At 65.2% G+C, this 12,378-nt stretch carries 12 protein-coding genes; 5 read left to right on the top strand and 7 right to left on the bottom strand.

The window, feature by feature from the left end; genetic code table 11:
• Positions 1-66: 66 nt before the first annotated feature.
• Positions 67-957 (top strand): crotonase/enoyl-CoA hydratase family protein, encoded by an 891-nt coding sequence (locus tag CO669_RS04515; RefSeq protein WP_097658371.1) that lies wholly within the window; start codon positions 67-69, stop codon positions 955-957.
• 30 nt (positions 958-987) lie between these two features.
• Here CO669_RS04515 and CO669_RS04510 read toward each other — a convergent pair whose 3' ends face one another.
• The 4 genes from CO669_RS04510 to CO669_RS04495 form a co-directional block, all read right to left on the bottom strand.
• A complete protein-coding gene (locus CO669_RS04510; RefSeq protein ID WP_245444157.1) occupies positions 988-3,036 on the bottom strand; it encodes a methyl-accepting chemotaxis protein in 2,049 nt (682 codons plus the stop codon).
• 108 nt (positions 3,037-3,144) lie between these two features.
• A complete protein-coding gene (locus CO669_RS04505) occupies positions 3,145-4,122 on the bottom strand; it encodes an NADPH:quinone oxidoreductase family protein (RefSeq protein ID WP_097658369.1) in 978 nt (325 codons plus the stop codon).
• Complete coding sequence (locus tag CO669_RS04500; protein WP_097658367.1) at positions 4,122-4,730, bottom strand: 2-hydroxychromene-2-carboxylate isomerase; 609 nt, start codon at positions 4,728-4,730, stop codon at positions 4,122-4,124. The genes CO669_RS04505 and CO669_RS04500 overlap by 1 nt, the downstream gene beginning before the upstream one ends.
• 146 nt (positions 4,731-4,876) lie before the next feature.
• On the bottom strand, positions 4,877-5,578 hold the full coding sequence (locus CO669_RS04495; RefSeq protein ID WP_097658366.1) for a glutathione S-transferase N-terminal domain-containing protein: 702 nt from the start codon (positions 5,576-5,578) through the stop codon (positions 4,877-4,879).
• 133 nt (positions 5,579-5,711) lie between these two features.
• On the opposite strand from CO669_RS04495, the gene CO669_RS04490 reads away from it, so the two are divergent.
• Positions 5,712-6,734: a methionine synthase gene (locus CO669_RS04490; protein ID WP_097658364.1), complete on the top strand. Its 1,023-nt coding sequence runs from the start codon at positions 5,712-5,714 to the stop codon at positions 6,732-6,734.
• Positions 6,735-6,750: 16 nt separating this feature from the next.
• On the opposite strand, the gene CO669_RS04485 is transcribed toward CO669_RS04490, so the two are convergent.
• From CO669_RS04485 to CO669_RS04475, 3 genes are read right to left on the bottom strand one after another with little or no spacing between them, the layout of a single operon-like run.
• The gene (locus tag CO669_RS04485) at positions 6,751-7,368 is read right to left on the bottom strand and encodes a hypothetical protein (RefSeq protein ID WP_097658362.1); all 618 of its coding nucleotides are present in this window, start codon (positions 7,366-7,368) and stop codon (positions 6,751-6,753) included.
• Positions 7,369-7,418: 50 nt separating this feature from the next.
• A complete protein-coding gene (gene gpt / locus CO669_RS04480; protein ID WP_097658360.1) occupies positions 7,419-7,946 on the bottom strand; it encodes a xanthine phosphoribosyltransferase in 528 nt (175 codons plus the stop codon).
• 37 nt (positions 7,947-7,983) lie between these two features.
• On the bottom strand, positions 7,984-8,721 hold the full coding sequence (locus CO669_RS04475) for a competence/damage-inducible protein A (protein ID WP_097658358.1): 738 nt from the start codon (positions 8,719-8,721) through the stop codon (positions 7,984-7,986).
• A 281-nt stretch (positions 8,722-9,002) separates the two neighbouring features.
• On the opposite strand from CO669_RS04475, the gene CO669_RS04470 reads away from it, so the two are divergent.
• The 3 genes from CO669_RS04470 (at position 9,003) to CO669_RS04460 (ending at position 12,317) form a co-directional block, all read left to right on the top strand.
• Positions 9,003-10,421, top strand: a complete 1,419-nt coding sequence (locus CO669_RS04470) for a circularly permuted type 2 ATP-grasp protein (protein ID WP_097658356.1) — start codon at positions 9,003-9,005, stop codon at positions 10,419-10,421.
• 4 nt (positions 10,422-10,425) lie between these two features.
• A complete protein-coding gene (locus CO669_RS04465; RefSeq protein WP_097658354.1) occupies positions 10,426-11,370 on the top strand; it encodes an alpha-E domain-containing protein in 945 nt (314 codons plus the stop codon).
• Between the two features lie 104 nt (positions 11,371-11,474).
• Positions 11,475-12,317, top strand: a complete 843-nt coding sequence (locus tag CO669_RS04460; protein ID WP_097658353.1) for a transglutaminase family protein — start codon at positions 11,475-11,477, stop codon at positions 12,315-12,317.
• Positions 12,318-12,378: the final 61 nt, after the last annotated feature.

The raw sequence follows: 12,378 nt of genomic DNA, 5'->3' as shown, positions 1-12,378 counted from the left end.
TGGATTGCCGGGTCAAGCCCGGCAATGACAGAATTGGGCCAAGAATCCCACGGAAGGAAACCACCCATGGCGTATGAGACGATCAAATACGAGGTCGCCGAGCAGATCCTCACCATCACGCTGAACCGGCCCGACAAGCTCAACGCCTTCAACGCGCAGATGCAGTCCGAGCTGATCGACGCGTTCGATGCCGCCGACAAGGACGACAATGTCCGCGCCATCATCGTGACGGGCGCAGGACGCGGATTCTGCGCGGGCGCCGATCTCTCCTCCGGCGCCGACACGTTCGATCGCGACGCGCGGCGCGGCCCGGTGAAGCGCCTCGCCGACGGCAAGGTCGATTACAGCGACCCGCAGGTGCGCGACGGCGGCGGCCAGGTGACCTTGCGCATCTTCAAATGCCTGAAGCCGGTGATCGCCGCGGTGAACGGCCCTGCGGTCGGCATCGGCGTCACCATGCAGCTCGCGATGGACATCCGCATCGCTTCCGACGCCGCGCGCTTCGGCTTCGTGTTCTCCCAGCGCGGCATCGTGCCGGAGGCCGCTTCGAGCTGGTTCCTGCCGCGCATTGTCGGCATCTCGCAGGCGCTGGAATGGTGCTATTCCGGCCGCGTCTTCCCGGCGCAGGAAGCCCTCGCCGGCCGACTCGTCAGCAAGGTCGTGGCGCCGGATGATCTGCTGCCGACCGCCCGCGCGCTCGCCAAGGAATTTGCCGCGAAGACCGCGCCGGTCTCGGTCGCCCTGATCCGCCAGATGATGTGGCGCATGATGGGCGCTGATGATCCCATGGAGGCCCACAAGATCGATAGCCGCGGCATCTACGCCCGCGGCCGCTCCGACGACGTGAAGGAAGGCGTGGTGTCGTTCCTGGAGAAGCGCCCCGCACAGTTCAAGAACAAGGTCTCGACCGACATGCCGGACTATTTCCCCTGGTGGTCGGAGCGCGAGTACAAGTGAGGCGCGTCCGGTGGCGTAGGCGGACGAGGCCTACGCCGCCTTGATGGCGCGAATGAAGGTCTCGACGAACTGACGCATGTTTTCCGACTGACGCGTCAGCTCCTCGGAAGCATCGAACACTTCGCCGGCGGCGGCGCTGGACTCGCTCGAACCGACCTTGACGCCCTGGATGCTCCGTGAGATTTCGCCGGTCCCTCGCGCGGCCTCCTGAACATTGCGGGCGATTTCCCGCGTGGCGGCGTCCTGCTCGACGACCGCGGCGGCGATCGACGAGGTGATCTCGTTGATCTCCTCGATCGTGGCCGTGATGCCGTGGATCGCGCTCACGGCCTGTCCGGAGCTGGCCTGGATGGCGGCGATTTGATCGCGAATGTCGTCGGTCGCCTTGGATGTCTGCTCGGCGAGGCTCTTCACCTCGCCCGCCACGACGGCAAATCCCCTGCCCGCCTGCCCCGCCCGCGCCGCTTCGATCGCCGCGTTCAACGCCAAGAGATTGGTCTGCCGCGCGATCTCGTTGATCAGCTTGAGCACGTCGCCGACCTTCTCCGCCGCGGACGAGAGCCCCTGCACGGTTTCGTTGGTGCGCCGGCCTTCGGCGACGGCCTTCTCCGCGATCTGCGCCGACTGCGTTGCGCGCCGTCCGATCTCGGCGACTGAACTGGACAATTCCTCGGTGGCCGCAGCGACGGTCTGCATGTTCGCCGACGCAATCTCGGTCACGCCCGCCACGCTCGCCGCCTCGTCGCTGGTCTGGCCGGCGGATCGCCTCATCCCGCCCGCGGTCGCCTCCAACTGGGACGATGCGGAGATGACGGTCTCGATCACCTCGGTGACATCCACGTCGAAGCGGTTGGAGAGCTCGTCGATTCGCGTCGCACGCGCGGCCCGCTGCGCAGCAGCCTCGCGCTCTCTCGCGTTCAGCTCGACACTCCGGACCAGGCTGTCCTTGAAGACCTGAACCGCGCACGCCATCGCTCCGATCTCGTCCGTGCGGTCGGTGCCCTCGACCTGCTGGTCGAGCTTGCCATCTGCAAGATGCGTCATGGTGCCGGCGAGCCGCCCGATCGGCACGGTAATGCCCCGCGCCATGATCGCCGCGGTCAACATGCTCGTCAGCAGCGCGAGCAAGGACAGCGCCGTCACAAGACCAAGGCTGAGAGTTGCTTCGGACTTCTTCTTCGCCATCAGACCGGTGAGCTCCGTCACCAGCCCATCCTCGATCTTCTTCAGCAGATCGATCCGAGCCGTGGCGGCATCGAACCAGGATTTGCTGTCAAGCGAACCAAACTCGCCCGCAAGCCCGCCGCGCTCGACGACCTTGCGCATGCCGTCAAACTTGTCGATCGCAGGCCCCGACAATTCCGCGCTGAACAGGTCCCTCGCATGAGGCGAGGCCACCGCGCGGAAGGCGGCAAAGAAGCTGTCCTGCGCCGCTGCAAGGCCGATCGCCCTGACATAGGCCTGCGGCTCGAAACGTCCGGCGGCGATCGCGCCGGCGACGGTCGCGCGTTCCAGGCCGGCGCGTTCCTTGGCCTCCACCAGATTGGCATGCGCGGCAATCGACCGCGAGATCTCGTCGTCCGTCGCAAGCTTGGAAATGCCTGATGCCACCGTGATCAGGCGCCCCAAGATCTCCGTCAAGGCGCCCGTCGCGGCCGCTGGCGCAATGGCCTGGCGATCGATCTGCGCGCGTAGCGAATCCAGGCGCCCAAGGCCTTCGGTCGCAGCCTGGCTTGCAGAGGTGAGTCGACCACTGCCTTCGCGTGCAAGATCCGCCAGCGCGCCCAGCGCCGTCGCGCGGCCCGCGTCGGTGCGGCGACGCTGTTGCTGGAGCTCGGCGCCCAATTGCGCGCCCTTGCTGCTCAGAAAGGTCAGGGACAGTCCGCGTTCGCGCTGGAGCTCGTGGACCAGGCCGCTCAACTTGCCGACGCCATCCACGACAGGCTGCATCGCCACCATTTCCGAACGCACGGCCCATTTGGCGGAAATATCGTACAGGGCGAGCGCAGCGAGCGTCGCGAGAGGCAGCAGCGCCGCCAGCGCGATGCGATGAATTATTCTTATATTCCTGAACATCATCCGAGTTCACGATTGCGTACTCGTGATAGGATCGGACTGGTAAAGAAAACGCCTTATACGAGTGAGAAAAAGATAGGCGACGCCTGCTCACGAACGCGGCAACGCCGATCAGTCCATCGTCAGCGCCACACGCCCGATCGCCTTGCGGTCGATCAGGAGCCGCATCGCCTTTGCATAATCGTGCAGGGGCAGGCGGTGTGAGACGTTGGGGCGCAGCTTGCCTTCCTCCGCCCATTGCAGCAGCGCGTTCAAACGCACCTGTCCGAGCGCAGGGTTTTTCCGTACCGCTTCGCCTGCGCGTACGCCGAGCACGCTGGCGCCCTTGATCAGCAGGAGGTTGGTCCTCGCCGAGCCGATGCCGCCGGTGAAGCCGATCACCAGGAGGCGCGCGCCCCAGGCGATGCAGCGCATCGAGTCCTCGAAGACCTGGCCGCCGACGGGATCGAACACGACGTCCGCGCCGCGACCGTCGGTGATGCGCTTGACGGCATCGCGAAACGGCTCGCGGTCGTAGCGGATGAGATGATCGGCGCCGCGCGCCTTCGCAATGGCGAGCTTCTCGTCGCTGGAGGCGGTCGCGATCACGGTCGCGCCCAGCATCTTGCCGATCTCGACTGCCGCCAATCCCGTGCCGCCGCCAGCACCATGCACCAGCAACACCTCTCCCGGCTCGACCCGGCCGCGATCGATCAGCGCGTGATAGGCCGTGCCATGGCCGGCAAGATAAGTCGCCGCTTCCGCGTAGTCGAATGTCGACGGCTTGGGCGTGAGCTGCGACGGCGTGACGACGGCTTCGTCCGTGAACGCGCCATGGCGCATCTTGACGATGACCTTGTCGCCGACGGCAACCCCCTTCGCTTCGGCGCCGATCTCGGTGACGTCGCCGGCGGCTTCCATGCCGGGCGTGAACGGCAATTCCGGCTTGAGCTGATATTGCCCGGCCGCCATCAGCACGTCTGGGAAATTGAGGCCAGCGGCGCGGATCTTGACCCGCACCTCGCCCGGCTTCAGGGCGCGCGACGGAAACTCTTCGAGCCGCAGGGTTTCGGGCTCGCCGAGCGCGTGACAGACGACGGCGCGCACCATCAGGCCGCGCTCGCCTTGCTGCGCAGAAGCGCCTCGCGGATCAGCGGCAGACGGTCGTTGCCGAAATACATGTCGGTCCTGTTCACGAAGATCGTCGGCGAGCCGAAGCCGCCGCGGGCGACCACTTCTTCCGTATTCGCCTTGAGCTGATCCTTGATCCCCTGCTCCGAAATGCCGGCGAAGAACTTTGCCTCGTCGATGCCGACCTTTTTGCAGATCTCGGCGAGCACCGCGTCCTGCGAGATGTCCTTGTCCTCGCCCCAATACGTCTCGAACACGGCTGTCGCAAACGGCACCACGTTGTCGCCGAGCCAGATGCAGCCGCGCATCGCCTTCACGCTGTTCACCGGAAACACCGTCGGCGGCATCTTGATCGCAAGGCCCGCCGAGCGCGCCCAGTCCTGAAGATCCTTCTTCATGTAGCGCGCCTTCAGCGGCACCGGCGTCTCGCGCTGCGCATAGACGCTCGGATTGACCGTATTGAAGATGCCGCCGACCAGGATCGGGCGCCAGACGATCTCGGCACCCAGCTCCTTGGCGAGCGGCTGGATGTTGTGGAAGGCGAGATAGGTCCAGGGGCTGGAACAGTCGAAGAAGAATTCGATCATGGCGTTTCCTTTGTTCGCGTCATTCCGGGATGCGCCGCAGGCGCAGGCCCGGAATCCATTTCACCACCGTCACTGCGGCCCGATGGATTCTCAGGTGCGCAATTGCGCACCATAGCTCGGCGCTGCGCGCCGCCCCGGAATGACCGCTACCTCTTTCCCAGCACGTCCTTAGCCCTCTGCCCGAACATGATCTTGCGTGATTCCTCGTCGAACGGCTCTTTGACGAATTTTCCGATCGCAAGCCCCGCCTGCACCTGCGGCCTGGCACGGACCTCGGCATACCAGCGTTTGACGCTTGGATAGTCGTCGAGCGTAAACCCTTGCGCCTTGTGGGTCATGGTCCAGGGGAAACAGGCGATGTCGGCGATGGAATAATCGCCGGCGACATAGGCGCCGGTCTTTTCCAGTTGCCGGTCGAGCACGCCGTAGAGCCGCGCCGCCTCGTCGCGATAGCGCTCGATCGCGTAAGGGATCTTCTCGGCGGCATAGAGCGCGAAATGGCCGTGCTGGCCGAGCATCGGTCCGAGGCCGGCCATCTGCCACATCACCCACTGGATCGTGGTGGAGCGGCCGCGCAGATCCGCCGGCAGGAAGCGGCCGGTCTTCTCCGCCAGATAGATCAGGATCGCGCCGGTCTCGAAGGCCGAGAACGGCTCGCCGCCGTCAGCCGGATCATGATCGACGATCGCGGGAATGCGGTTGTTCGGAGAGATCGCCAGGAACTCGGGGCTGAACTGCTCGCCGGCGCGGATGTTGACGGGCTTCACCGTATAGGGAAGCCCGAGCTCCTCCAGCATGATCGAGATTTTCCAGCCGTTCGGCGTCGGCGCATAATAAAGGTCGATCATGACCTGACCCTTGGCTCTTCCCTTGGTATGTCCTGTCGCCGCCGCTGGAATAGAGAGCGACTTTCGTTGTTCTGTACCTCGACGTTAAGACATGGCAGGAAGGGGCGCAACATAACCTGCCGGGAGGGCCGCCATGCTGTTTCCAACCACGATCGCCGGCTCCTTGCCGAAGCCGGAATGGCTCGCCGAGCCGAACATGCTCTGGGCACCCTGGAAATCACAAGGCGACGAGCTGCTGCGTGCCAAGCGCGACGCGACGCTGATCTGGCTGAAGATCCAGGAGGACGCCGGCATCGACATCCTCACCGAGGGCGAGCAGGCCCGGCAGCATTTCGTCCACGGATTTCTCGAGAAGATCGAAGGCATCGATTTCGCCCACAAGGTCGAGATGGGCATCCGCAAGGATCGCTACAAGGCGATGGTGCCGCAGGTGGTCGCGCCGCTTCGGCTGAAGGATCGCGTCCATGCCTTCGAGGCACGCGTGGCGCGCACGCACACGAAGAAGAAGCTGAAGTTCACGCTGCCCGGCCCGATGACCATCATCGACACCATTGCCGATCGTTACTATGGCGATCGCGTCAAGATGGCGTTTGCCTTCGCCGAGCTGCTCAACGAGGAGGCCAAGGCCCTGCAGGCCGACGGCGTCGATCTCGTGCAATTCGACGAGCCCGCCTTCAACGTCTACATGGACGAGGTCAACGATTGGGGCATCAAGGCGCTGGAGCGCGCGGCGCAGGGGCTGACCTGCACCACCGCCGTGCACATCTGCTACGGCTACGGCATCAAGGCCAACACCGACTGGAAGGAGACGCTCGGCACGCAGTGGCGGCAGTACGAGCAGATCTTCCCGGCGATCGACGCCAGCCCGATCCAGCAGGTCGCGATCGAGTGTCGCAATTCGAAAGTGCCGCTCGACCTGCTCGCGCTTCTGAAGAACAAGATCGTGCAGGCCGGCGTGATCGACGTTGCCAGCGACACGGTGGAGACCGCAGAGGATGTCGTGAAGGTGATCGACGCGGTGTCGAAATTCGTGCCGAAGAGCAACATCATCGCCACCACCAATTGCGGCATGGCGCCGATGCGGCGCGAGATCGCCGAGGCCAAGCTGATGGCGCTCGGCGCGGGCGCAGCCCTGGCGCGCGAGAAGCTGGGGTAATCCGCAGGCCGCTCTACTAGTCCAGAGCGGTCGGATGCAGCGCCGGCTGATAGCCGGCGCCGAGCGCCCGCACTGTGGACGGAGGCGTCAGCAGCATGGGACTCGCCAGCTCGTGTCCGGCGCCGGCATAGCCGGCCAGCGACCACAGCAGCGGCCGGCCTTGTCTGATCAGGAAGCTCTCCTCGCCCTGCTGCACCATCGCGCCGTCGGGCAATTCCGCGAGCGGCCCTCGCAGCGGGTGCAGGCGCTTGCGGCCGTGATCCAGGCGCTCGAGGTGCAGCTGGGTGTCCATCGCCTTCGCACTCACCTTGCTCGTGCCATTCCCCTTGTCCCAGGCCGCGCGAAACCGGTTGGCGTCGGCGCGGCGGCAGAAGAAGCAGGGGCGGTGCCCTGCGGCGAAGGCGGTGGCTTCGTCGAGAAAGAACAGCTCGGTCCAGCTCCGCCGCGCCATTACCGGCCGCCGCCAGCCCCGGAATTCGCACAGGCAAATGATCCAAGCCGGCGACGACCAGCGCTTTCTCAGCAGCGTCTTGGTGGCGGGATCATGGATGATGCCGCGATTGCCCGTGAACATGCCGCGATGGGGCGTCGCGATGATGTCGCCGGTGGGCAGGACGCGGTTTTGCAGGGGCATGGACGCCTCCACGCGTCATTGCGAGCGAAGCGAAGCAATGACGGCAGCCGTCACGCCGCGCCGTCGCGCAGCGGCGGGTGGTAGGACAGTGCGGTGTCCCAGGGGAAGAAGATCCAGGTGTCCTGCGAGACTTCCGTGATGAAGGTGTCCACCAGCGGCCGCCCCATCGGCTTGGCGTAAACGGTGGCGAAATGCGCGTCGGGCAGCATCTTGCGCACCATCCTGCCGGTCTTGCCGGTGTCGACGAGGTCGTCGACGATCAACAGCCCCTTGCCGGTGCCGCCGCCGAGCTGCATGGCCGCATCCGAAATGCCCTTGAGCACCTGGAGCTCGCCCTGCTTGTCGTGATCGTAGCTGGCGATACAGACCGTATCGATCACGCGCACGCCGAGCTCGCGCGCCACGATCGCCGCCGGCACCAGGCCGCCGCGCGTGATTGCGATCACGGCATGGAACGGGCCGACCTCGTTGAGCCGCCAGGTCAGCGCCCGGCAGTCGCGGTGGAACTGGTCCCACGAGACCGGAAAGGCCTTGCCCGCCCGCTCCTGTGCGCTCAGTTCCGGTGCTTCACCAGCCATTGTCGTCTCCTGCTTCGCCTGCCGGCAAAATCCCCCGCTAGCGGGTGATGTTCAAGCCTGCCAGCATGTCCTTCACGGCTGCCATCGCAGCCGCCAGCTTCTCCGGATCGCGCGAGCGCACCACCAGATTGGTGTTGGGCTTCTGCTCCTCGTCCATGAAGGGATAGCTGCCGATGATGGTGTCGGGATGGGCGGCGGCGATCGCGCGCAAGGGGCTGCCGATGTCGCCCTCGCGCGCATTGGCGCGCACCGTGTCGGAGAGCATGCGCACGCCCGATTTCAGCTTGGGCGCGACGATATCCATCATCGCCTGCATGATCGAGGGCACGCCCGCCATGACGATGACATTGCCGATCTTGAAGCCGGGGGCGAGGATGGTCGCGCTCTGGATCAGTTCGGCACCATCGGGGATGCGGGCCATGCGCAGGCGGGCCTCGTTGAGGTCCTGCTCGCTCCAGCGCTCGCGGAAACGGGCGACCACCTCGGGGTGGTGGTCGATGCCGACGCCGAACGCCTTGGCGACGCTGTCGGCGGTGATGTCGTCATGGGTCGGCCCGATTCCGCCGGTTGTGAAGACATAGGTGTAGCGATGCCGCAGTGCATCCAGGGCCGCGATGATGTCGGGCTCGTCGTCGGAGACGACCCGGACTTCCTTCAGGTCGATGCCGATATTGGTCAGGTATTCGGCGATGAAGCCGATATTCTTGTCCTTGGTCCGGCCGGACAGGATTTCGTCCCCAATGACCAGAATGCCCGCCGTGACGATCTCGCTCATGCCTTAAGTCCCTCACCTGTGGCGCCGACTTTGCCGGGGTAACGCGTTGAAGTCACGCGGTTTTGCTGCCGAAATAAGCAGTCCTCAGCCATTTTTTGAGGCAGGCCGCCGCTCCTCCCCGGCAAACGCTGCCAGTCCATGCTTATCGCGCTGGCCCGGCCCTTGCTACCTCCTACGGAAGTCATGCACTCTCACGGCATGGCCACAGGACGTTGCGGTCTCCACCAAGGACCAAACGACCTGACCAATGGCGCAACGCCTGGGGAGAACAGTCGGGATCTATGGCAGTCGCGTTTGACGAAATGAATATTCCCGGCGGGGACCTTCGCCCCGCCTACCAGGAGCTGGCGCGCTGGCTCAAGGAGACCCCTCCCGAGGCGCTCGAATATCGCCGCCAGGAGGCCGAGCTGCTGTTCCGCCGGATCGGCATCACCTTTGCGGTCTACGGCGATTCGGAGTCGACCGAGCGGCTGATCCCGTTCGACGTAATCCCCCGGATCATGTCCGGCAAGGAATGGTCGCTGCTGGAGAAGGGACTGAAGCAGCGCGTCAAGGCGCTGAACATGTTCCTGCGCGACATCTATCACGGCCGCGACATCCTCCGCGCCGAGATCGTGCCCGACGATCTGATCTTCCAGAACCCGGTGTTCCGCCCCGAGATGAACGGCCAGCAGGTGCCGCACGACGTCTACGTGCACATCGCCGGCATCGACATCGTCCGGGTCGACGCCGAGGACTTCATCGTGCTGGAGGACAATGCGCGCACGCCGTCCGGCGTGTCCTACATGCTGGAAAACCGCGAGATCATGATGCGGTTGTTTCCGGATCTGTTCGCCCGCCACAGGGTGGCGCCGGTCGAGCGCTATCCGGACGAGCTGCTCTCGGCGCTGCGCTCGGTGGCGCCGCTCAGCGCATCCAGCGAGCCGACGGTCGCGCTGCTCACGCCGGGCGTCTACAACTCCGCCTATTACGAGCACTCCTTCCTCGCCGACAAGCTCGGCATCGAGCTCGTCGAGGGCCGCGACCTCATCGTCAAGAACAACGAAGTGTTCATGCGGACGACCGAGGGGCTGAAGCGGGTCGACGTGATCTATCGCCGCGTCGACGACGACTTCCTCGACCCCCTCACCTTCCGCCCCGATTCCGTGCTCGGCGTGCCCGGGCTGATGTCGGCCTATGCGGCCGGCAACATCACGCTCGCCAACGCGGTTGGCACCGGCATTGCCGACGACAAGGCGATCTACTCCTACATGCCTGACATCGTGAAGTTCTATCTCGGCGAAGAGCCGATCCTGAAGAACGTGCCGACCTGGCGCTGCCGTGAGCCGAAGGACCTCGCTTATGTGCTGGACAATCTGAGCGAGCTCGTCGTCAAGGAAGTGCACGGCTCCGGCGGCTACGGCATGCTGATCGGCCCGGCCGCGACCAAAGCCACGATCGAAGCGTTCCGCGAGAAGCTCAAGCGCGAGCCGGAAGGGTTCATCGCACAGCCGACGCTGGCGCTCTCGACCTGCCCGACCTGCACCGCCTCGGGCCTCGCGCCGCGCCACGTCGACCTCAGGCCCTTCGTGCTCACCGGCAGCAAACGCACCACCATCGTGCCGGGCGGCCTGACCCGCGTTGCGCTGAAGGAAGGCTCCCTGGTCGTGAATTCCAGCCAGGGCGGCGGCACCAAAGACACCTGGATCCTGGACGAGTAGCTCGATGCTGTCGCGTACCGCCGAAAACCTCTATTGGCTCGCCCGCTACGTCGAACGGGCCGAATATCTCGCGCGCACCATCGATGCGACCTTGCGTGTCACCGCGCTTCCCGCCGCCTATATCGGCAAGACCAACGAATGGGACTCGGCGCTGCTCACCGCGGGCGTCGCCGGCAGCTTCTATCGGCAATATGAGGAAGCCAACGAGCACAACGTCGTCGACTACCTCTCCTTCTCCGTGGACAATCCGTCCTCGATCAGGAACTGCATCGAGGCGGCGCGGCTGAACTCGCGCTCGGTGCGCACCGCGCTGACCAGCGAGATGTGGGACACCATCAACTCGGCCTGGATCGAGCTGCAGGAGGTCTGGAGCAAGGGCACGTCGACCCGCGAGGATCTCGCCAAGTTCCTGCGCTTCGTGCAGGAGACCTCGTTGCGCTTCGACGGCTCGGCCTACCGGACCATGCTGCGCAACGACGCCTACTGGTTCTCGCGCCTCGGCCTGCACCTGGAGCGCGCCGACAACACCGCGCGCATTCTCGACGTGAAGTATCACGTGCTGCTGCCGGAAGAGGAGCATGTCGGCGGTCCGCTCGACTTCTATCAGTGGAGCTCGATCCTGCGCTCGGTGTCGGCGCTGACGGCCTATCACTGGGTCTACCGCGAGACGCTCAAACCCTGGCTGGTCGCGGACCTGCTCATCCTCAACGGCACGCTGCCGCGCTCGCTCGCGAGCTGCTACGACAATCTCGTGCGCAATCTCGACCAGATCGGCGTCGCCTATGGCCGCCAGGGCCCGGCCCAGCGCCACGCCCGCGGCGTCCGCAACCGGCTGGAACACAGCAACATGAACGACATTTTCCAGCACGGCGTGCATGAATTCATTCAGGAATTCATCACGGACAATTCCAGGCTGGGCGAAATCATCACGAAGCAGTATTTGATCTGATCCACGCTGTCGTTCCGGGATGGTCCGAAGGACCAGACCCGGAACCTCGAGATTCCGGGTTCGATGCTGACGCATCGCCCCGGAATGACGGAAATCAAAACACCATGCGCCTGCGAATCCTGCACACCACGACCTATCGCTACGAGCCGCCGGCCACGAGCGTGATCCAGATCCTGCGCATGACGCCCGGCAGCCATGACGGGCAATATGTGGCGGAATGGCAGATCGACGTCTCCACCGATACCAAGCTCGACATGCATGAGGACGCCTTCGGCAACGTCACCCATGTGCTGTCCTGCGGGCCTGTCGGCGACATCCAGATCACCGCCGAAGGGCTGATCGAGACCCATGACACCGGCGGCGTGCTGCGCGGCACCGACGAGCGCTTTCCGGCCGGCATGTTCCTGCGCTCCACCGACCTCACCTCCGTCAACCCGGCGATGGCGGCGGTGGCGCGCCAGTTGCGCAGCGAGGCCGAGAGCGACACGCTCGGCTTCCTGCACACGCTGATGACCGAGATTGCCGATCACATGACGTTCGACGAGGACCCGACCAACAGCGGCACCTCGGCGGCGGAGGCATTCGCGCTCAAGCGCGGCGTCTGCCAGGACTATGCGCATATCTTCATTGCCTGCGCCCGCGCCGGCGGCGTACCGGCGCGCTTCGTCTCCGGCCATTTCCTGCGCGCGGACGGCATGCTGCACCAGGACGCCGGGCACGCCTGGGCGGAAGCCTTCGTGCCCGATCTCGGCTGGGTCGGCTTCGATCCCGCCAACAGCATCTGCGCCACCGATGCCCATGTCCGCGTCGCGATCGGGCTCGACTATCTCGGCGCGGCCCCCGTGCGCGGCACCCGCTATGGCGGCGGCGCGGAGACGCTGACGGTGGCCGTGAAGGTCGACCAGGCCGGCCGCGGCGGGCAGTCGCAATCGCAGTGGCAGAGCTAGCCGCCGCCGAACGACACATGCGCCGTGCTAAACTTGCGGGATCAGACCTGTCCCAGCGAGG

Source organism: Bradyrhizobium sp. Y36 (assembly GCF_002531575.1).
Lineage (GTDB): Bacteria > Pseudomonadota > Alphaproteobacteria > Rhizobiales > Xanthobacteraceae > Bradyrhizobium.
The sequence above is the reverse complement of the archived record's forward strand: the minus strand, read 5'-3'. Positions and strand labels throughout refer to the sequence as shown.

Coding starts and splice junctions, on each gene's coding strand:
- CO669_RS04485 (WP_097658362.1), bottom strand. CDS start 7,368: ATGCCCCTGCAAAACCGCGTCCTGCCCACCGGCGACATCATCGCGACG.
- gpt (WP_097658360.1), bottom strand. CDS start 7,946: ATGGCTGGTGAAGCACCGGAACTGAGCGCACAGGAGCGGGCGGGCAAG.
- CO669_RS04475 (WP_097658358.1), bottom strand. CDS start 8,721: ATGAGCGAGATCGTCACGGCGGGCATTCTGGTCATTGGGGACGAAATC.
- CO669_RS04460 (WP_097658353.1), top strand. CDS start 11,475: ATGCGCCTGCGAATCCTGCACACCACGACCTATCGCTACGAGCCGCCG.
- CO669_RS04470 (WP_097658356.1), top strand. CDS start 9,003: ATGGCAGTCGCGTTTGACGAAATGAATATTCCCGGCGGGGACCTTCGC.
- CO669_RS04515 (WP_097658371.1), top strand. CDS start 67: ATGGCGTATGAGACGATCAAATACGAGGTCGCCGAGCAGATCCTCACC.
- CO669_RS04495 (WP_097658366.1), bottom strand. CDS start 5,578: ATGATCGACCTTTATTATGCGCCGACGCCGAACGGCTGGAAAATCTCG.
- CO669_RS04510 (WP_245444157.1), bottom strand. CDS start 3,036: ATGATGTTCAGGAATATAAGAATAATTCATCGCATCGCGCTGGCGGCG.
- CO669_RS04465 (WP_097658354.1), top strand. CDS start 10,426: ATGCTGTCGCGTACCGCCGAAAACCTCTATTGGCTCGCCCGCTACGTC.
- CO669_RS04505 (WP_097658369.1), bottom strand. CDS start 4,122: ATGGTGCGCGCCGTCGTCTGTCACGCGCTCGGCGAGCCCGAAACCCTG.
- CO669_RS04500 (WP_097658367.1), bottom strand. CDS start 4,730: ATGATCGAATTCTTCTTCGACTGTTCCAGCCCCTGGACCTATCTCGCC.
- CO669_RS04490 (WP_097658364.1), top strand. CDS start 5,712: ATGCTGTTTCCAACCACGATCGCCGGCTCCTTGCCGAAGCCGGAATGG.